19 protein-coding genes are annotated in these 19811 nt (G+C 69.4%); 2 read left to right on the forward strand and 17 right to left on the reverse strand.

All coding sequences use genetic code 11. The features are described from left to right. From ACFY1P_RS32710 to ACFY1P_RS32780, 15 genes are all read right to left on the reverse strand, one after another. Window positions 1-770, reverse strand: a 770-nt coding sequence (locus ACFY1P_RS32710) for a hypothetical protein (protein WP_390752669.1), incomplete at its 3' end; no start/stop codon positions are given. Window positions 771-775: 5 nt separating this feature from the next. Next, window positions 776-1180, reverse strand: coding sequence for a hypothetical protein (locus ACFY1P_RS32715; RefSeq protein WP_390752670.1), 405 nt, complete (start codon window positions 1178-1180; stop codon window positions 776-778). Between the two features lie 54 nt (window positions 1181-1234). Next, window positions 1235-1762 carry a hypothetical protein gene (locus tag ACFY1P_RS32720; RefSeq protein ID WP_390752671.1) on the reverse strand — a complete coding sequence of 176 codons (528 nt, stop codon included), beginning with the start codon at window positions 1760-1762 and terminating at the stop codon, window positions 1235-1237. A gap of 80 nt (window positions 1763-1842) precedes the next feature. Then, a complete protein-coding gene (locus tag ACFY1P_RS32725; protein WP_390752672.1) occupies window positions 1843-2352 on the reverse strand; it encodes a hypothetical protein in 510 nt (169 codons plus the stop codon). Window positions 2353-2599: 247 nt separating this feature from the next. Beyond that, window positions 2600-3025, reverse strand: a complete 426-nt coding sequence (locus tag ACFY1P_RS32730) for a hypothetical protein (protein ID WP_390752673.1) — start codon at window positions 3023-3025, stop codon at window positions 2600-2602. Then, window positions 3022-3705, reverse strand: coding sequence for a multiprotein-bridging factor 1 family protein (locus ACFY1P_RS32735; RefSeq protein ID WP_390752674.1), 684 nt, complete (start codon window positions 3703-3705; stop codon window positions 3022-3024). The genes ACFY1P_RS32730 and ACFY1P_RS32735 overlap by 4 nt, the downstream gene beginning before the upstream one ends. Continuing rightward, complete coding sequence (locus tag ACFY1P_RS32740) at window positions 3698-4156, reverse strand: hypothetical protein (protein ID WP_390752675.1); 459 nt, start codon at window positions 4154-4156, stop codon at window positions 3698-3700. The genes ACFY1P_RS32735 and ACFY1P_RS32740 overlap by 8 nt, the downstream gene beginning before the upstream one ends. A gap of 16 nt (window positions 4157-4172) precedes the next feature. Then, entirely contained in the window at window positions 4173-6431 is a 2259-nt protein-coding gene (locus ACFY1P_RS32745) for a hypothetical protein (protein WP_390752676.1), read from the reverse strand. Next, window positions 6431-8992, reverse strand: coding sequence for a hypothetical protein (locus ACFY1P_RS32750; protein WP_390752677.1), 2562 nt, complete (start codon window positions 8990-8992; stop codon window positions 6431-6433). The genes ACFY1P_RS32745 and ACFY1P_RS32750 overlap by 1 nt, the downstream gene beginning before the upstream one ends. Window positions 8993-9069: 77 nt before the next feature. Beyond that, the gene (locus ACFY1P_RS32755; protein ID WP_390752678.1) at window positions 9070-9480 is read right to left on the reverse strand and encodes a hypothetical protein; all 411 of its coding nucleotides are present in this window, start codon (window positions 9478-9480) and stop codon (window positions 9070-9072) included. 79 nt (window positions 9481-9559) lie between these two features. Then, window positions 9560-10675, reverse strand: a complete 1116-nt coding sequence (locus tag ACFY1P_RS32760; protein WP_390752679.1) for a hypothetical protein — start codon at window positions 10673-10675, stop codon at window positions 9560-9562. After that, window positions 10672-12018, reverse strand: coding sequence for a ParB N-terminal domain-containing protein (locus ACFY1P_RS32765; protein WP_390752680.1), 1347 nt, complete (start codon window positions 12016-12018; stop codon window positions 10672-10674). Before ACFY1P_RS32765 ends, ACFY1P_RS32760 begins: the two co-directional genes overlap by 4 nt. A 40-nt stretch (window positions 12019-12058) precedes the next feature. After that, a complete protein-coding gene (locus ACFY1P_RS32770; RefSeq protein ID WP_390752681.1) occupies window positions 12059-13072 on the reverse strand; it encodes a replication-relaxation family protein in 1014 nt (337 codons plus the stop codon). Beyond that, window positions 13069-15507: a type IV secretory system conjugative DNA transfer family protein gene (locus tag ACFY1P_RS32775; protein WP_390752682.1), complete on the reverse strand. Its 2439-nt coding sequence runs from the start codon at window positions 15505-15507 to the stop codon at window positions 13069-13071. Before ACFY1P_RS32775 ends, ACFY1P_RS32770 begins: the two co-directional genes overlap by 4 nt. A gap of 22 nt (window positions 15508-15529) precedes the next feature. Next, the gene (locus ACFY1P_RS32780; protein ID WP_390752683.1) at window positions 15530-16048 is read right to left on the reverse strand and encodes a hypothetical protein; all 519 of its coding nucleotides are present in this window, start codon (window positions 16046-16048) and stop codon (window positions 15530-15532) included. 459 nt (window positions 16049-16507) lie between these two features. On the opposite strand from ACFY1P_RS32780, the gene ACFY1P_RS32785 reads away from it, so the two are divergent. After that, complete coding sequence (locus ACFY1P_RS32785) at window positions 16508-17155, forward strand: hypothetical protein (protein ID WP_390752684.1); 648 nt, start codon at window positions 16508-16510, stop codon at window positions 17153-17155. 117 nt (window positions 17156-17272) lie between these two features. Continuing rightward, window positions 17273-17572 (forward strand): hypothetical protein, encoded by a 300-nt coding sequence (locus tag ACFY1P_RS32790; protein ID WP_390752685.1) that lies wholly within the window; start codon window positions 17273-17275, stop codon window positions 17570-17572. A 95-nt stretch (window positions 17573-17667) separates the two neighbouring features. Here ACFY1P_RS32790 and ACFY1P_RS32795 read toward each other — a convergent pair whose 3' ends face one another. Together ACFY1P_RS32795 and ACFY1P_RS32800 are read right to left on the reverse strand one after the other, a co-directional pair. Beyond that, a complete protein-coding gene (locus tag ACFY1P_RS32795) occupies window positions 17668-19128 on the reverse strand; it encodes a peptidoglycan DD-metalloendopeptidase family protein (protein WP_390752686.1) in 1461 nt (486 codons plus the stop codon). Next, on the reverse strand, window positions 19121-19786 hold the full coding sequence (locus ACFY1P_RS32800; protein ID WP_390752687.1) for a hypothetical protein: 666 nt from the start codon (window positions 19784-19786) through the stop codon (window positions 19121-19123). The genes ACFY1P_RS32795 and ACFY1P_RS32800 overlap by 8 nt, the downstream gene beginning before the upstream one ends. Window positions 19787-19811 lie beyond the last annotated feature (25 nt).

Consider the following 19811-nt stretch of genomic DNA (forward strand, 5'->3'; position numbering starts at 1 on the left):
TGAGCGATCCTCTGCGGCACCCACTTCACATGGCGAACATGCTCGTTAGCCAAGGCGCAGGTCACAAGCCCTTCGCAGCCTCCATGGCCGGAAAAGTCGAGGAGGTGAGGAATGCGATTTGCCGGAATTCCGACAAGCGGCGACTCGCTGAGAACCGAAAGAAGATCCGAGTCGGTCTGATCGGTGTATCCCGCGACGGCTACCGCTTCTGCATCGGGGAAGACGTCGGCATGCCTTTCCGTCCCGATGTCGATGAGATGGTCCTCACGGCCGCCGAGGCTGTAGCACCACAGGAAATTCTCTGGCGCCCCGGTCTCCACAATCCGCTTAAAAAGGCTAATCTCCTTGGTGTAGCAATAGAAGCGGCTCTTCGGGCTTTTCTTCATGATGCGCATCCAGGCCAGTAGGTAGGATTCGGAAAAGAAGTCTCCCGCATCGTGTAGCCGAATCCATTTTCCCGAATAGCGCTTGTGGGAAAGTTCCTCCGTCATGCGCTCCTCCCACTCCTCCGGGGAGTCCCGGCAAAGGAGAAGATTCCTGATGTGAGCGGCTCTCACATTCTTGAACCGATAGGCCCCAGACCTTGCATAGCAAAGCGGGGCACAAACCCCCGCCTGAGGGCAGACGTTGAAGTTACTCCCGTCCGGCAATTTGACCGCAAAAGCGGGGAGCGTCCAGTTGAAAATGCCCTCCTTCCGCAGCTCGGAATTCTGCGTCAGGAGCCACTTCCGGGGCTTTGATTTCGTTGCGGGGGTGGTGGTGTCGCTCATATCCGTCACTTAGTCGTCTTCGAAAGGAGAACGCGGGGCGCGGCCTGGACCCCGCCGGGACAGCCGGCGTGCGGGCGGACGCATGCATGGATCCCGAGCGCGGTCACGCCGCCGTCGGCCCGGGCGAGTACGGCAAGGCCCTTGGCGATGGCAGTACGGGCGCCGGCCTGGTGGCGGCCGCCGAACTGGGCGTCGTCGCCGTGGCTGGCGATAAGGCCGCTGCTCTCGGCACGGACGCGGTCGAACTCCGCTTCCGTCAGGTCGCGCATCTCGGCGATGCAGAGGGGGACCATGAACAGCAGCCAGTCGGTCCAGATGTGCGGTACCGAGGTGGTGCTGTCGGGGTCCGTGACGACGAGGCCGAAGGGGCCGTAGGACTCCGGCTCCGAAGGGTGGGCGGCGAATTGCATGGCGGGTGTCTCCCGGGTTCGGGCGTGCGCCGACGCTGGATCGGCGCACGGCGGTCAGGCGCTGGTTTCGTGAGGCGTGGAGGGGGCGTTGCGGTCCGCGACCGGCCCGCCGGTGCCCGGGCACGGTTCGGCACCCGGGGCGGGGCGGTGACTGGCAGCACGTGCCCCGCGCCGCAGAAGGGTGAGGCCGGTGCAGACCGTGCAGCGGCCGGTCGGCCGCTTGCGGCCGGGGGCGAGCCAGACGGTCACCGGTCCTCGGACCGACCGCATGTAGCGGTTGATGGCCACTTGCGTGACGCCGTCGGCGCGCCAGTGGTCAGCAGTGGTTTCGAGGACCTGGATTTCCTCGATGGTGCGGTCCTCGCAGCTGTCGAAGTTCTCGTTGGTGCAGTCGTCGGCGAGTTCGTCGGGGCCCAGCTCCTTGTCGAGGTAGCGCCGGATGGCGCGGGGGCTGTGGGCTACCTCGACGGGTATCTCGAAGCTGCGTTCCACTTCGTAGGTGACCAGCTCGGAGAAGGTGATGCGCGCCTTGAGCTCCGTGAACTCTTCAGCGGTGTCGGTGGCGTGCGGAGAGGTCGTCATGGTGAAGTGCCGTTTCATGCAGGGCGCCCCCGGCTCTGTGTGAGCCGGGGGCGCCGAGGAATGGGAGAGCGGTCGGTGCGTCAGTCGCCGCGTGCGGGGCAGTTGGCGGTGTGCGCGGGGGAGGAGCGGAACCGGGGGGAGCCGCCGAGGAAGTCGCGGGCCTGGAGGAGGTAGTCGCCCAGGTCTTCCAGACGGTTGATTTCCTCGGTGGGGACGCTCTCGCGGCAGTGCGGACAGGGGGCGGTGATGTCGAAGATGAGGCGGCGGCGGTCGTTGTAGGCCGCGAGGAAGCCGAGGGCCCGGCCGCCGAGGGGGATGGACAGCGCGATGGCGCGGTAGTGCTGGCCGCCCGCGAGGAGCGGGTGGAGGCTGTCGGGGGCGCGACGGATCACGACGGGGCGGCTGAGGGTGTCGAGGCGGAGTCGGTGGCGAAGGACCTGTGCCATCCCGCTGAGTTCATCGTCCGAGAGGTGGACTGCCGGGTCCGGGCCCAGCGGCATGGCCTGGCCGGTCCGTGCCCGCCGCATGGCGGCCTGGACAGCGGCGGACTCGATGTGGTGGAGGGCCGGTTTCATCGTGGTGCTCGGCATGATGTCTCCGAGGTGGATGGGGCGTGCGGGGCTTGAGCGGAGTTCGCTGGCTGGTGACGCCCGTGCCGGATTCGAGGACCGCGTATAGCGGTCCTGGATCAGGGCGGGGAATCACCCGCCCTGCAATGCCAAATTACACGCAAGAAGCGTGAAATGCAATGCCTTGAGGGTTGGGGAAGCCCCGCGTCTTGACCGGTGGGGGGTGCAAGACGCGGGGCGTCAGTGGCCGGCAAAGGGCGCGGGCGCGCTAGGCAGCGGCCAGCTGCCCCACCTGGTCCAGCAGGAGCTGGGCGCGGGCGAAGGCCTTCTCCTTGTGGCCGTACGACGGCACGACCAGGTGCATGCTCTCGTGCGCCAGGGCGCGGTCGGCCTCCTCGCGCGTCGTGACCAAGTCCAGGTTGATGGCCATCAACGGCTTGCTCAACCGTGCCCCTTCGGGGCCCCGGAAGACCTGGGCGGCGTAGTGCGGGTAGAAGGGCAGCCCGGTGGCCGAGGTGTAGGCCTGGAGGTCGACGACCAGGTGGAAGGGACGTTGTGCGACGTGCGCGAACATCTTGGCGCGTCGGCGCAGCCAGGTCATGTCGACCGGGAGGTCGCGCTCGTGGTCGGGCAGCGGGCTGCGCAGCGCCGCGTGCCGGGCGTTGGTCAGCGGGTGTCCCCGGTGCACGGTCATGAGTTCCCCCTTTCCTTCTGGTCCTGAATGCGGTGGGCGAGCTCGAGGAGAGCCTCGGTCGTTACACCGAAGTGGCCGGCCAGGCCCTCGAGTACGGCGCCCTGCAGAACCGGTGCTGCTTGGCCCGCCAGCTCGACGGCCGCCGCATGGGCCTGGACAACCTCGTCCACGCCGACCCCCCACGCGGCCGCGAGCCGCCGCGCGACGTCGGGCTTGAGGGAACGTGTGCGGCCGCCCTCGACCATGGCGTATCCGCTGCGACCCAGGCCTGCCGCTTCGGCTGCGGCGGCCTGGTTCTGGCCGGCCCCGCACCGCAGGTCCTCCATCGTGGTGGGCTGTCCGGGGCGCAGCTCGCCGATGGTGCTCGAGAGGGCGGTGGCGAACGCGGCCAGCGTTGCCCACTCCGGAGTTCGCCGGCCCTCCTCGTAGGCACAGACCAGGGAGGGTGAAACCCCTGTGGCCCGCCCCAGGTCCTCCTGGGACATGCGCCGAAGTTCCCGGGTGTGCCGAAGGACGGTTCCGTCGAAGCCGCGTGCGCCGCGACGTCGTGCCACGTTGATCACCTCCCTGGTGTGTCGTGCCGACCGGAGGCCCGGCCGGCGTTTCGTGCTGCGTCGTGCTGAGAGGCCATCATGCCAAGACGGTCGCCGGCACCCTTGGTGTCGGCCGTGCTCAGGCATAGCGCCCCTGCCAGGAGTCCGCGTCCAGGCGTCGCAGCGCCGCGTCCTCTTCCGGAGTGAGCCGGTCGGTGAAGTCGTCCCAGCGGGCCAGCTCCTCCAATTCGGCGCCCTCGGCCGGTTCGACCCGGGCTCGCTGCCCGGTGACGAGGTCTATCTCGACAGCGCCGTCGACGAGCTGGGCGCCCTTCCACTGCAGGGCGCGGCGACGGGCCACGCCGAGGTTGAACACGTACCCGTCCGAAGTGTCCTGGCCGCCGACCAGCGGCCTGATCCACACGGCCTGGTCCTCATCCACGAAGCGGTGGTGACGGGCGAGGGCGGCCCGGAAGGCTTCGTTGCCGTCAGGGTCGAGAACGACCAGGCGCGCACCGGCGTCAACTGGGTCGCCCGTGGTGCTGTGGTTGCCGGCGAGGAGGTCCGAGAACCGCTGCCGCCATTGCTGTGCTGTCATCGTGAATCTCCTCGTATCAGCTGTAGTCGCTGTAGTCGCTCGTCAGGCACAGGACATCCTCGACCGGTTTGCCGCCGAGCTCGGTGATGCCCCGGGACGAAAGCGAAGCGAGGATTTGCGTCCGCTCGCTGGCGGACTTGCACACGATCCGGCTGGGTGCCTCGGCCCCGAGCAGGTCGATGCCGTTCCTGAACATCACCTCGTTGCTGCCGGCGTGGAAGTTCGCGATCTTCATCGGGTCCCGGGTGATCGCGCCTTTGCTGTACTTGTAGTGCTTCGGGTTGATCGCCCCGTAGTGGTCGCCGTTGTAGCCGTAGTAGTCGCTGCGGCGCATGAGCACGCTGGGGTCGTCCCAGATCAGCGTGCCTCCGCCCAGGTAGTCGTCGCTGTCCTGGACCCGCAGGAAGACGCTGTTGGCGCCGCCCGTCATCTTGTCGTCCAATTCGCTTTGTCCGAGGCCGCTGCCGATGCCCATGACGGCGCGCTTCTCCGTGGAGGCGAGCACGCCGGTGCCCAGCAGGCTGGAGAGGCCGCCGCCGCCGATGCTGTGGGTCAAGCGCCGTCCCTTGAACGCGGTTTTGATCTCTTCTTGCTTGCCGGTCACGTCGAAGCGCGACCAGGTCAACCACTTCCCGGTCGTCGAGGGCGTGGGGTCGTAGCCCGGGCTGGCCGCCAGTGCGGCGCCGTCGGCGAATCCGGAGGCTTTGGCGACCGCGTCCCGGACCACGTCGACCTTCATCGGCAGCACCTTCTGGGCCGCTTCCAGGTGGATGCGTTTCATCTGGGTCTGCAGGGCGTCGCTGTCGAGCCCCATGAGGGACTCCATCCGCTGGTGCACGATCTCCTGGACCTGGAGGTCCTGAAGGCCCTGGGCCGTCTCCATGGCGGCCTTCATGCCGGCGGCGTTGCCCAGCCCCTGCGCCTGGATGTTGTTCGACAGGTAGGTCCACTCACCCTCGGCCGCGGTCATGGGCTTATTCATCAGGTGCAGCTGCTCGAGCCGCTCCACGAGCTCCTTGCCGTGGCCCGCGCCGGGTGGTGCGTGGACTTCCAGCTGCCCGCGCAGCGAGTACTCCGTGCTGGTGGGGTCGTTCTCCTTGTACGGGCGGTAGACGGCCTTCCAGCCGTCGCCCATGTCGATTTCGTACTCGGTACCCTTGGCGTCGCTGCGGGTGACGCCGTCCCAGGATGTCTGCCCTGTTTCCGGGTCCAGGGTGGCCTTGATCCGGCTGGCCTTGCGCACCGTCGCCTCGAGGGTCCCCGGCTCGGGATCGCCGTTGGGTACGGAGATCTGCTTGGTGACCGTCTTGGTCGTGGTCACCTCGTAGGCATCCATCCATGGCAACGGTGCTCCGCCGTTGTCGATCTTGTCCTTCACCAGGTTCAGCTGGTCCATGTAGTGCTGGGCCATGGCCTTTTCCTCGGCGCTGGTCCCGGGATCGTTGAGCACCGCGGAGACGGCATCGACGGCGTTCTGGTGCTTGGAGATCGACGCCTCCGAGACCGGGAGGTCGTTCTTCAGCTTGTGCTGCACGGAACTGACCGCGGTCTTGGTCAGCTCGGCCAGCTTCTTCTCCTTGTCCAGGCTGAGACGGTCCTTGACCTCCTCCTCGACCTCGACCTCCTCCATGTGCGTGCCGGGAATGCTCAGCGCGTCGAGCAGCTTGCCCTCCGCCTCCTCGGAGACGTGCGTGAGCAGTACCTCGCGCGGTCCATCCGGCGAGTCGTACGCCACGAGCGACGCCTCGGAGTTGATGAAGTCGACCCCGCCCACCAGAATCGGCGCGCCGGTCGGCTCACCGACCGGGGGCGCCACGGGGACCGGGGTCAGCGGCGGGTCCGTCTCCTCCTCGTCCTCGGTCTCCTCGACGAGCAGCACATCGCCGCCAGCTTCCGCAATCTCGTGGTCAGCCTGCTCGTCCTCCAGCGCGCCCACTTCGGCCAAGGCGACGGCCTCCTGGAGCTCGCCGGAAGCTGCTCCAGCTTCGGTCTCCTGGAGCTCCTCCTCACCGGGTCCGAACTCCTTGAGGAATTCGTCCACGGCAGCCTCCATAGCTTCGTAATCCGGCGGCTCCACAGGGGAACCGGGCTCAGGGAGCGTCTGCTGGCCCTCCGGCATCTCCGCCTGCGCGCCACCCGGGGCCGTGCCCGCGAGATCACCGTCTCCCGCCCCGGCCGGCGCCCCGACGAGGTCCACCGGAGCGGCGGGGCTTTCCGCGGGGGTCGCGGGGCTGACCGCGTAGCTCTGGTGACTCGACTTCGAACCGGTTCCCATCAGTTACCCCCGTGCTTGAGAGAGACGGCGGACGGCATTTTCAGCTGCTTGACGAAGAAGTCGGCGAAGTTCTGGCGCAACGAGTTCTTCCTTTCGACTGCGTGGTCCAGGAATGCGTTGGCGATCTGCTCGTGCGTCACCTGGGACTGCGGGATCTTCAGGGCTTTCGCGGCCCGGCTGCGCATCTGCGGCACCCACGCCACGCCGGCTTTGGCCCCCTCATGGGCGGTGGAGTGCAGGATCGAGCGCAGCTGTGCGTCCGGGATGGACTCGAACTTCTTGATTACCGGGTGCGCGGCGGCCGGGTTGAGCTTGACGCCCGGGGCGAGTTCCCCGCCAAGGGCGGCCTGGTAGAGGCGTTGATGGACGGGGGTGAACCCGCCTCCTCCGCTGGGGGCGTAGTCGACGGACAGCTTGTCGCTGCCGAAGTGCTTGTAGGCCTGGCCGCGGTCGACCTGTACCAGGCCGCCGGACGGGGTCTCGAGCCAGTTGTGCGGGTGGCCGTCGTGTTCACCGACGACCCAGGAGCCGACATGCGAACGGACGATCGCATCGACCTGGCTCTGCGTCCATTCGCCCGGCTGGCTGGTGAAGGGTTTGGCGCCCTTGAGCATCGGCTGAATGGAGCCGGCCGTCCCGTCGGCCTTTTTGTGGTGATACACCGGCACCGACGGCACGCCGCCCAGCGACAGGACATGGGACGCGGCGGCCTCGGTGTGCCCTAGGGCTCCGCCGTGGTTGTGGTCGGCCTTGAACAGCCACTGCGAACCGTCCGGTGCCGCGTGCACGGTTTTGGCATACGTCCCGCCGAGGTTCGACGCCGTCGTACCCGGGCCGAAGTCCCAGGCCGCGAGCTCCTTGGCGTCGATGCGGGCCGGCACATCCTGGCTGGTCGCCTTCGCATGCTGCACCTCGGCCATCAGCGCCTGGATGTTCGCGTTGAACGACCCGGGTTTAGCGGGTTTCGGCGCCTTCGCCGTCTTCGGCGCGGCGAGGGCTGTCGGCTTCGCGGGCTCGGAGGCCGCAACGGTGCCGCTGCTGCTCTTCAGCTTGCTCGCCAGGGCCTGGACCGCCTCGTCGGAGGCGAGCTCACTGCCGGGGGTCGCCGCCGGTGTCGCGGCGGCGGCGTTCTTGGCCGCCTTGGCGGCTTCCTTCTTCGCCGCGGCAGCCGAGACCTTGTCCTTGATGGCCTGTTGGTCGTACTTCGGGTTGAAGCTCGCTGCGATGTACTGCTGCACCTGGGCACGTGTGGCCGTGGCGTTGTTGTCCATCCCCATCTCGCCGGCGACAGCACGCAGGTCGGCGAGTTTCTGTCCTTTGGCCCACGCGTTGAAGTCGTGGGTAAGGCCGTCAGGGTTCACGTACTTCGCCGCATCGGCACCCGGGTGCTCGGCGAACGGATCGTCGGCGAGGAACTGTTGACTCTTGAGGTACCAGCCGTGAGCGTCGTGCTGCAGGTCCTTGAGCTCGCCGGCGTTCTTCGCCCAGGCGGCGATCGCCTGGGGCGCCTCCGGGGAACCCGCTGGTGGCAGCTTCAGCGCCTCCCCGTCTACGGGCGCCACGGTGGAGTGCGTGGCGTAGGCGGCGTCGAGGTCCGCCAACTGCTGCTTCCGTTTGTCCGCGAGTTCCGTCAGTGAATTCGCCTCGCTCTCCGGCGTCGTCGACCGCATGAGCGTGACGAGCTGGCGCGGGGTGAGGTGATTCGCCTGGGTCTCCGTCAGCTCACCGGACGCCACGGCCTCGGCGACCAAGGGCTTGATGGCGGTAGGCCACAGCTGGTGGTGCGCGAGTGTCTGGTCGACCATGAGTTTGGCGTGCGCCTTCGCCTTGTCGAAGTCCTCGCCGAGCTCGGGGCAGTCCGCCGTCGCCAGCTTGTGCTCTGCGGCCAGCATGGCCTGCAGCGCCTCGGCGTGCTCCGCGCCTCCCTTGTACTTCGCGGCGTGGTGGTAGGTGCTGATGGCCCCGGTGAGGGCCCCGGCAGCCTCTTTTGCCTCCTCCGCCGTCGCAGTCCATGACCCACTACTGGTGGGCGGCTCGGTGCCTTCGAGCTGGTGCAGGTCGGCCAGCGTCATTCCGCCGACCGTGCCGCCGGCGAGAAGCTCGTTGTACCGCTCGAGTGCTGCGGCCTGGATCTTCTGCTTCGAGGGAATGTCGCTGTCGTACGCCGGGTCGAGCCAGTGGACCAGCGGGTGCTGGCCTTTGCCGGACAGGCCCACCAGTGCCGGGTGCTCGAACCCCTTGGCCTCGGCGATCGCGCGTAGGTCCTCTTCGTCGAGAGAGTTCAGGTAAGCGACGGTCTGGGCCTTGAGGGTCTTGATGTGGGCCTCGATCTCCTCCTCGGAGGCGCCGGCCTCCTTCAGCTTCTCGATAGCGGCTTTCGCGTCCTCCACCTGGCCGACGAAGAGGTCGTAGCGCTCCACCGGGTCGTCGGGGAGTGCGTCCTGCGGGTCAATGGCGAACGGCGGGTCGGCTATATCGCCCAGGAGGTCCATGGCCACCAGCAGGTCGGCCTTGGCCTGGATCTCCTCGCCGGACATGGGCTCCGCGGACGCCTCGGTCACCGGCTCCTCCGGTCCTTCCGAGGCGGCGGTGGGGCCGACGGCATAGGAGGCGTGGCTGGACTTGCTTCCCGTGCCCATCAGAGAGCGCCCCTCGGCGGGAGTGCGGGGATGACCTCGGCGAGCAGCTCGTCGAGGACCAGGTCGGCGGCGTGGGCCAGATCGAGCGCGCCGTCGGGAACCTCTGCGGGCTCGACGGCGCAGACCCCCGACTGCGCTGCCCAGCGCTCGATGTCCTCCTGGGTGGTGCTCTCGCCCAGCCGCTCGCGCCAGGGGTCGGCCGCGTCGTAGACCAGCGGGACCCAGCGCACCACGCGCCCAGTGGGGGCGTCGGGCCGGGTGTCGAGGCCCAGCACGGCGACGGGGTCCACGGGCAGGCCCAGGGCCGGGTGCCAGATGAGCAGGATCCACAGCTGCCACGTGGCGGAGGCGGGCGCCGTCGCGGGCGCGTCGGTGTCAGGGGCGGCGGGCTGGGCGGGTTCGGTGGTCACAGGGGCTCCTTCCATCAGGGGTTTCACCTGCTACAGGTGTGAAAGGAAGAGCTGGTGTGACAGTTGGGGCGAAAAAGTTTCAGCGGGGCGGGAGAAGTGAGGCCATGTACTGAACCGTGGCAGCGAAGGCGTCCGCGGGCCGGGCGTGGACGTCCTCGCGCCCGTTGGCGGTCATGATCGCGCCGTGCAGGGCGTACTGGTGCGGGTTCTGGGAGACGAGGGTCAGCCGGGAGCCGAAGAGCTGCACCATCTCGGCGATCCGGTTGGTGCGTGAGAGACCGGTGAGGATGACGGGCATGTCCTGGGGGAGGTTCGCGGCCAGCCAGTGCAGGCCGGGCCGCTCCCAGGTGTCCCACGTGCCGTTGTCCCGCACCGTCTGCACGTTGACGGCGATCGCCGGGGGCGGGGCGTCCTCGATCCAGGCCAGGTAGCGCTCGAGGTCCTCCAGCCGGAACCAGTACACGTTCGGGACTACCGGCACACCGGCCTCGGCGAACTCCTGAGCGAGCATCAGGCAGCGGCGCATGTTCAGCAGGTGCTCGGTGCGCGGCCAGTCACCGTAGATGGAGTAGTTGCAGGACAGCACCAGGTCCCACTGCTGCTGAGCGATCCGCTCGACGAGGTTGTCCCGCTGACGCCGCGTCCAGAACGCTTCGACGAGCGGGTCCTCGCCGTAGCCGACGAGGACCGCCTTCTGGTGCGGTTTGAGGTCCAGGGCCTGGCGCGCGGTCTGCTCGGTGAAGCGCGGGTAGAGCGTGTGGGTGGTGGGCGAGAACACGCGCCGCAGGCCCACCCCGTAGGCCGGCCAGTTCAAGCTGGCGTCGAGCGTGGTGACGGAGGAGCCGTCGGTCATGGGGATGAAGGCGGGCAGTCCCTCGGGCAGGCTGCCGTCGATGGTGATGTCGTCGAAGGACAGGGTGCCGCCGACATCCGCCATCCACTGGGCGATGTCGGTGCGGCTGCCGCACCGGATGGGGCATGTGCGCGTCACGCACGCGTTCGCGGGGGCGTCGGCCTCCGCCGCGGCGCACCCGCAGAACCGGCAGTCCGAATTCGTGCCGGAGCACAAAGGCTCGACGGTGGCCGGGCCGCCGCTGCCGTCGGGCCCGGCGTAGAAGGCGCAGGCGTTGCAGTCGCAGCCGCGGCCGGGGAGCGGGAGACCGACGGTCGGGGTGGGCAGGGATACGCGGGTCATGCTGCTTGGGTTCCTTCGTGGGTCGTGCCCCGGCCGGCGCGGGCCTGGGCGGGTTCCTCTTCGAGATGCGTGCTCAGCTCGCCCAGGGCCAGGCGCAGCGATCCGCGGTCGTAGCGGGCGATCTCACGCCCGGCTCTGACCTCGGCCAGCAGGCTCCGCACGCCGTCCAGCGCGGTGCGCACGATGTCCGGCGCCACAGCGGGCCGCTGCGGCTCCGGCGCGGGAGCCGGGTCGGGCCGGGGCTCGGCTTCTGGCGCGGTGGTGGTCAGCGGGGCGGCCGACGGCGCCGGCCCGCCTTCGAGCTCATCCGCGGCCGGGCCCGGAGGCGCGCCGTCCCCGTCGTCCTCGTCGGGGGTCTCCTGCGGTTCGTCGGGGCCGGCGACCCGGGACAGCTTCGCGCGCCGCCCGGCGTTCGCGGCGTCCTGACGGTCCTCGGCCTCCGTGATGATCTCATCCGTGTTGAGACCGGGCTTCTCCAGGCCGACGTTGACGGCGGTCGGCAGGAGATGAAGCCGCTTGGACGTCTTGAGCGCCGCCCAGATCCCTTCGGCCGCCTCCGCACGGCCGTTGCGCAGCTCGGCGAAGCGAATCCGGGTGTTCAGCCGGATCGCCGCCTCGTCCATCTCCTCGGTGAGGTCCCGGGGCAACGCGCGAAAGGCCCGCACCAGCTCTCCGGCCTTGCGCTCGTTGAGCTGCAGCCCCAGCCGGTCGAGGACCTCGCTCCAGGGCGCGGCGCACGAGCTGTCGGTGCCGCGGATCTTCTCCAGGGCCTGGAAGCGCTCCGCCGGGTCGGGGATCGCGTAGACCTCCTGGGGCACGGGCTTGCCGGCCTTGAGGAGCTTCCCGACGAGGATGGCGCACCGCTGGTACAGCAGGGCGGCGGCCTGCTCACCGGGCTTGAGGGGCTCGCGCGCGAAGTTCTCGACGAACCGCCACATGTGGCGCTCTTCTTCGCTGAGCGGGCCCGGGCAGACCACGGCGGGCAGGGCCGCGAAGTGAGGGTTGTCCGGCCGGTTCACTGCTCCCCAGCGCATGGCCCGCAGCCGGCGCTCACCGGTGACCAGGCGGATCGTGGGCGCCTTGCCATTGACGTTGATCTCCTCGGCCAGGACCGGCTCGAGGAGACCGACGACGGACATGGAGGAGATGAGGTCCGCGATCTCGGAGGGCGGAAGGGAATCGGACGGGTTACGGGCGTGGGCCTCGGTGAACGGGGCGCCCGGGCCGCGCAGGGGCAGCATGTCGAATCGCCGCTGCCGCAGCTTCACGCTGCGGTGCAGGATCTCGGTGAGCCGGATCATGCTCTGGCCGTCGTGCACGGCCTCAAGCGAAGTGCTGGTCATTGCTGTGCTTCCTTACACGGCCGCGCCCGGCGGCCGTTCCTTACGTGGTGAGGTACAGATCGGTGGGTGCCGGCCGGGCGGCAGGCGTACCGCGCAGCAGCGGGGTGAAGATCGGGGCGCACGGGCCGTGCTGCTGGAGCTGCTGCAAGGTGGTGACGCCGACCGAAAGGCGTTCCTTGAGCCGCTGGAGCCGGACATCCGCGGCCGTGCGCGTGTAGAGGTCCTCCGTCCGCGCCGCCAGCCGCTGCGGCCGCCGGTCCACCTGGCCCTCCCGGGGCGGCGCCGCATCCAGGACCACCAGGACCCGGGGGAATACCGGGTAGCTGTACATCCAGGCCGGACGGGTGGTGTCCGGGGTGCGGCGCGCCCGGTCCGGGCTCTGCGGGACGTACTCGTACAGCCGTCCGTAGGCGGCGAGCTTCGCGGCCAGCCGCGCGGAGGTCATCGTGGCCCGGTCGACCTCGACGAAGAACGTCAGCATCGTGCGCTGCCCGCGCTCGATGTGCACGTAGTTCAGCACGGAGTCGCTGATGACGTGGTCGTCCTCGAAGCGGCGCTGCCCGTCGCGGATCCGGTTGGCCACCTCCGGCGTCCAGTCCAGCGGGCCGCACTCGTGCCCGAGCCGACGCGCGTGCTCCACGAACGCGACCCCGACGTCGTTGACCGCGAGCGTGTGAGCCTGCCGGGCACCGGCCACCGAATCCGGAGTCACCCGGTAAGGACGCGTGGGCAGTTCACCGGCCTCCTCGACAGACTCGGCACCGAAATCGGTGAGGAACCACAAGTACGGCTGGCTCTGGATCCGCCCGGGCCCATCCCCGCCGCCCTGGGCCCGCACCCGGTTCACCAGCCCCGCCTCGCACAGCTCGCCGAGCTGTCGGCGCAGGTAGACCGGCCGCGCGGGCCGCTTGTCCGGCGCGGTCAGCAGCACGTGCATCTGGTGGGTGGACAGCACCCGGTGCTGATACAGCAGTTCCAGGACGCGGCGCCCCATCGTGTGGAAGCTGCGGGTGCGCCCCGGCGCAGCGGGGGCCTCGGCAAGATGAAGGGTCATGCGAGCCTCGACTGGTTGGGGTTGATCGGCCGGACGTTGTCGGGAGTGTCGTCGCCATGGGCGGGCTGCTCGCCGCTGATGACGGTGCCTTCGCTGTCGTGGACGCGCGCCTTGGCCGCGTTCGGGGCGGACGGCGCCGCGCCGCCGTTCCCGCCCGGCCCGCCGCCGGGCTTCTGGGGAGGCTGCCCGTCGGTTGAGGGGCCGTCGTCGTCCGGCGGCACGTCGAGTTTGACGATGGCCTCCCACAGCTTCCTGTCCAGCTGGCGCAGGTCGGACAGGATGTCGCGGACCGTACGGCGCTGCAGGTTCTTGTCGATCTCCCCGCTCAGCCGCTCCTCGTTCTCCGGCCGGTAGTAGTCGGCGTAGAGGTCCTCCACGGAGGCACCGCGGACACGGAAGGGGTCGGTCTGGCCCCCGTCGAGGGTCACCGACATCACGTAGTTGTAGCGATTGAGCTGGGTGATCGTGTCGGGCGACACCTTCTTGCCCCAGCGCCGGGTCACCAAGGTGGCCTCGTCGACATCGGACGCCGTCGTGGACAGGATCGACAGGTTCTGCAGCAGACCCTGCCGCGTGGTGGCGCTCAGCCGCTGCGCCATCTGCGTCATCGCCAGCAGCTTGACGTTGAACTTCCGCAGCTGCTCGGTGATCTGGGCCAGCGTGCCCTTCGACGCACCGTCCACGCTGGTCAGCTCGTCGATGAAGGAGTAGAAGGGGCGGCGCTTCTCCGGAGCCGTGTCGCGCCGGGACAGGCCAGCCCTGAACAGGTCGTAGATGAGCAGGGAGCTGATGATGCGGTCGACGTCACCCGTGCCGGCCGGACAGACGAAAACGATCTTGCCGCTGTCCATGGCCTGCCGGATGTCGTACGTCGAGCGGCTCGACCCGAGGAACGCCTTGATCGCGTTGGAGGAGGACAGCCGCTCGATGATGTTCGTGACGACTGGCATGGCCTCCTTGGAGTATCCCGGGAAGGTGTGGTTCCAGAAGTTGCGCACGTCCCTGGGCAGGTAGGGCAGCATGCTGGTGCGCCAGACGGCATCGGTGAGGATGGTGCGGATCTGGAAGATCGTGGGCGCCACCTCCGGCTTGCCGGCCCGGCAGACGTGCCAGGACAGGTAGACCAGGGACTCCACCGCGCGCGTCAGGATCGTCTTGGCACGGCCCGCGGAGTCGGACCAGTTCAGTGCGGACGCGAACCCCGTGACGATGTACTGGACGATGTCGGGGATCTCGGCCTCACGTCGGCGCTCCATCGACAGCGGATTCCAGGACGCGACCTTCTTCTCCAGCTCCGGAGACGTCAGGTCGATCTCCCATATCCGGTCGGCCAGCTCCTGGTGCGCCAGGTAGGGCCGCGCGCGCGTCCAGCCGTCGCCGTGGGGGTCGAGGAAGAGCACGCCGTATCCGTTGTGGGCCAGGGCGATCGCCTGAACCAGGGACATCTCCGTCTTTCCGTAGCCGGCCTTGCCGAGGAATAGCGCGAACAGCAAGTACTTCAACGGCAGACCGGCCAGACGCTCCCCGCCGCCGGCCTTGGCCACCCACCCCAAGGGCAGCAGGTTCCGCTGCCCCGTCCACGACGGCAGCGCGGCCGGCGGCGGCGGAACGACACCTCCCGAGCGGCTGAGGTTGGCCGCGCCGTTGTTCTTCGTCGGCGGCTTGAGAAGGCCGGCGATCTCCTGCGCGGTGACCCAGCTGTTGCGGCGCGCCACGAACTCCCCGGTCTCGAAACGCCGGTCGAACCCCCGCCGGTACAGCCAGTGGTCGGCCCGAAGACGGGTGATCCCCAGGTGAAGCCCGGCCGGCCGCAGATGGTTCTCACCGCTCCACGGCTCCAGAGCGGCCAGGACCTGGTTTAGCAGCATCCGCGCCCGCCCGGCATCCCGGGCGCACGTACGCACGAGCATCTGCAGGGAGAAGACCGGCTCGGCCCCCGGAGCGAACTTCCCCATGGCGGCCTTCATGTCGCCCATACTGTGCGCGCGCCGGCTCCCAGCATGCTGGGGCCGCTGGCTGCGCCCCTGGTTGCCTTGCATCTCGGAGGCGATCTCAGAGAGCACGGAGGACAGGTCGAACCCGGAGCGGTTGTGCCGCGGCATACCGGGGATGGCCGGCCCGTCCGCGGGGTTGCGGCGGGCCTGTCCCAGAAGACGTCGGCGACGGCTGTTGACCTGCGAGGGGGCGACGGGGACGAGGTCCAGGACGACGTCGGCCCGCTCGCCCAGGTCCTCGCGTACGTCGGCGACGGCGTTGGCCAGCGCCTCGAGCGGATCCGGGGTGAGAGGCACCTCTCGCAGGGAGAGGTGATCGGGGAGGGCCAGAACGAGCTCGGCCCTTGCGTAGTGCATCGCCGGCTCGGCGCTCTCGCGGGTGTCCGCTGTGGGCTTGACGAGGTCGACGCGCGGCGCAGCGGGGTCGGATGCGGTGGTCATGGAGATTCCGTTCTACGGTGCGTCAGGCCGCGGCGGGCTGCGCGCTGGCGTGGGGCCGGGAGCCGAGCTGGATTTTGGGAAGTTCGCGCGAGAGAAGGTCTCCGGCCTCCACGGGCCGCATCTCGCACTGGGCGTAGCCCTGGTGACGCAGGACCGAAAGGGCCTTAGCCGGGCCCTCCACCTGCATGGTCAGCGGGCCGCCGGAGCAGGTGAAACGGACACGGAGCGCGGTGCCCCGGGACGGGACGAACAGCCAGCGCGAGACGCTCTTATGCGCGCGCACGATCTGGTGCGCGAAACGCACCACGTCTTCCGCCTTGGGGTCGAAGCCGGTGGTCGGCAGCACTTCCAGCGCTGCCCTGTCGGCCAGCGGGCCCCGGGAAAGGAGCCGACGGCCGACGCCGACGGTGATACCCGAGGCCAGGGCGAGCAAGGCGATCCACCACGCATTGCCCAGGGCCCAGCCGGCCAGCCGTTCGGCATGACCCGGCAGGTCCTGCGCGACGCCGACCACACGGTCGATGAAATCGGTCGTGGTCATCGCCCACCGCCCAGGGCCATGGGCGACGTCCGGCTGGCAGCCGGTACGGCGCGGGGGAAAGTCGGGAACACGGCGGCACCTCCAAGAGCAAACGGATCCTTCGCCTGCTACAGGTGCGAAAAGGGGGCTCGGTGTGACACTCAGCCAGAAATTTCTTCAACGAAGGGGGAAGTCGCACTGCTGGGCCGCCCCCTCCCGGAGGCGGCCGGGGCCCGCCGCTGTACGGATCCAGCGCCACGAGGGACATTGCAAAGCTCTACTATTAGATGTATCTTGATTGTGCAGGGTGGGGGCTCGCGAACTCCGCTCCCCCACGTGTGCGCCGACGCCCTGTGCTGCCCCCGTTCTAGGCACTCAGCTCCCGCCACAGCCGGTGTGCGGCCCGATCAGGTCGGGCCGGGGAGCACTGGGCCACCCCGACCGGGGAACGGCCCCCACCTACCGGAAGGACCACAGCAGATGAGCAGTCAAGGCGAGCGGGGCGCAGTGTGCCGGAGCACGGCCAAGGGTGCCGAGGGTTGGCCGGGCGTGAAGCTGACCGAGGCTGACCGTCTGGAGCGTGCCCGGCGCGGTGAGCTGTCCTCGCGTCCGGCACGGGTTGAGCTGTACGTGTCGCCGATCACGGGCACGGCCGGTGTGCGGTTCCAGGACGCGGAAGGCCGCACCCACAGCGCCGGGGACGTCACGTCGCTGCCCGGCACCCGGCACACGTCGCCGGTGTCCGACGAACTGACCAGCGCGGCCCTGGCCGAGATCCGTAAGCGCGGTTTCCAGGTGGTGCGCGGCGCGTACTGGCAGCACAACAGCGACCGGGCGCACCTGGCCATAGAGCCGACCACGGGCTACCTGGAGTACGTAGAGCGCCGGTTCGGGCCGGAACCGGTGATCCCGCAGACCCCCGGCGTCACCTTCCGGCGCGCGCAGCGCGGCCGGTGGATCGCCACCGTGAGCACCGGCGAAACGTACGCGCTCACCTGGTCCCCCGCCCTGGGCGGCGACCAGTGGCGGGTGTGGGGCGGCCCGCAGTACACCAAGTTGATCCGCACCGCCACCCGGCAGGAAAAGGCGCTATTCGTCCTCAAGTACCCGGCGCACGCCCACTTCTGACACGCGGTGCGGCCCCGGGGATGCCACCCCGGGGCCGCACACGGGGGCCGGTGTCCAACTCCCCAGAGGGACCGGCCCCCCTTGTCCCACATCGAAAGCAGAGACAGGAGCAACCCTATGCGTATCCCCACCGTCGGCATGTCCCAGGTGATCGCGATGAACCTCCGGCACCGCATCCACGACGCCACGCCGGGCGCTGAGCGCTGGGACTACGACCCCCAGGGGCGCCGGTACGCCCGTGCCTTCACCCGGGAGGAGACCGAGCGGGCCGCCGGGCGCCTGGCCGATGGCCTGGCCGAGTGGCGCGCGGCGGACCCCGAGGGTTACGCGCTGTGGGAAGCCGCCATGGAATCCGGGGCCCGGGACGCGGACCCGTGCACCTTCTGCCACTCCTGCCGCACCTCGCGCCCCTCCTAAAGCCACACCCGACCACAGGCCGCCCCGCACCCGGTAGTTCGGGGCGGCCCACTTCGTCCGAGGACAGGAACCCCGGTCAGGCCTGCACGCTCGGGTCAGATGTTGACCCCGTGGTCGCGGAGGTAGCCCAGTGGGTCGATGTCCGATCCGTATTCGGGGCCGGTGCGGATCTCGAAGTGCAGGTGCGGGCCGGAGACGTTGCCGGTGGCGCCGGAGACGCCGATCTGCTGGCCCCCGCCTACCTGTTGCCCGGCGCTGACGGACAGCAAGGACATGTGTGCGTACTGGGAGTACCGCCCGTCTTCGTGCCGGATCACCACCTGGTTTCCGTACGCGTTGTTCCAGCCGGCGGTGACCACGGTGCCGGGGCCGACCGCGCGGATCGTGGTACCGGTGGACACGGGGAAGTCGACGCCGGTGTGGTAGCCGCTGGACCACATGGAGCCCGGCACGTGGTAGCCGGTACCGATCGAGTGGTCGGCGACCGGGGTGACCCAGCTGCCCGAGTTGCTGCTATTGGACGGTTCGGCGTAGTCGGGGCGCTTGATCACGAGGATGCGCGACTCCCAGAAGGACATCGGCCGGATGCGGACGGTGGCGCCAGTGTGCGGGGCGTCGATGACCTCGCCGCCCCCGATGTACATGGTCACGTGCTCGGGGGAAGAGGCGCTGCCGTCGGTGAACATCAGGTCGCCGGGCCGCAGGTCCTTGACCGAGGGCACCACCGTGCCGATGTTGACCTGCTCGTACGTGGTGCGCGGCAGGTTCACGCCCACCTTGCTCCAGGCGTATTTGACCAGGCTGGAGCAGTCGCACCCGTTCGTGCCGGTGAACGGAGGCTGGCACTCGCCGCCGAACACGTAAGGGGTGTCCAGGGCCTCCTTCGCGGCGGCGACGACCTTGCCGAGGCCGCCGGAGGAGCCCCTGCCCGTCATGGGGGCCGCCCACTTCTCCGCCAGCTTGCGGATGTCGCGGACGTAGCCCCTGGTCTCGTTGTACGGAGGGATGCCGCCGAAGTGCTCCACGGCGTACGGGCCGGCGTTGTACGCGGCGAGCATGTTGTCCACGCGGTCGCCCGGGACACTGCGGACGTCTTTGGCCACCTTGCAGTCGTAGGAGGCCATCGAGGGGACGGCGTCCTTCGGGTTCAGCGGGTCCTTCTTGCCGTCGCCGTCTCCGTCGATCCCTTCGACCGCCCACGTGCTCGGGATGAACTGGGCGATGCCGAGCGCGCCAGCTCCGCCATCGGGCGGGTCGGGGTCGAAGTTTGATTCCGTGTACAGCTGGGCGGCCAGCAGCGAAGGGGTGAGTTCGGGGCAGCCGTGCTTGGCCACCGCGTCGATGATGATGGGCCGCAGCCAGTCGGGGATCTCCTTCGTGTTCGACAGGCCCCCTCCGAAGCCGGCGTTCTCGAAGGCGTTGCTCGTGTTGTCCTCGCCGATGGCGGAGGTGAGGGCCAGGACCGCAGCCATGATGAGGCCGAAGCCGAAGAGGGAGGGGACGAGGACGGCGATCACCAGGCGCTTGAGGGTCTTCGACTCGCTCTGCTCAGGCATTGGGCAGCCCCACCACGCGCCAGGTGCCGTCGCTGCCCCTGCGGAGCTTGAGCGCGACGTGCTGCTCCGAGGTGACGGACGGTCCGGTGGCCGGCTGTTCCGTCACCTGGTAGTGGACACGGGCGAAACCGGAGTCCCCGGTCGGGGCGGGTGCCCCGTCCGGCAGCGCGACCCGCTGGACCGAAGCCGTCACCTGGACCTGGCCCTTCTTCCACCGCAGCCACTGCTGCCGGCCGGAGGTGCCGCTGGTGCGGGTGCGCAGGTCGTCGGCGAGCTGGTCCGCTGCGTAGGCTGCGGCGCGCCGGGATGCCTCGTCGTAGGAGCTGTCGTGTCCGGGACGGGCGTCGTGGCTGGCCCAGGCGACGGTGAAGGCGCGGGCCGCCTCCTGCATCGGCGCCGGAAGCGGCTTCGGTGCCGCAGGGGCGGAGGACACGGAGGGCCCCGCGACGGGGGCGGAGGCCGTCGTCTTCGGGGCGGCCGGCCCGCGGCCGCCCTCGGAGGAGGGCCCGGCCGTTCCCGACACCGCGCCGGTGGCGGAGCGATGCCCGCCGCCGGTTCCGCCGAGCAGCAGGGCCACGCCGACCACGGCCAGGACCGCGGAGGCGATGTACAGCGCGATCGTGCCGCGCCGGGCACGCGTGGCCTCGGATGTGGGCATGAGGGTCCCCCGTCAGGTGGTCGTG

This window comes from Streptomyces sp. NPDC001407 (assembly GCF_042895325.1).
Taxonomy (GTDB): domain Bacteria; phylum Actinomycetota; class Actinomycetes; order Streptomycetales; family Streptomycetaceae; genus Streptomyces.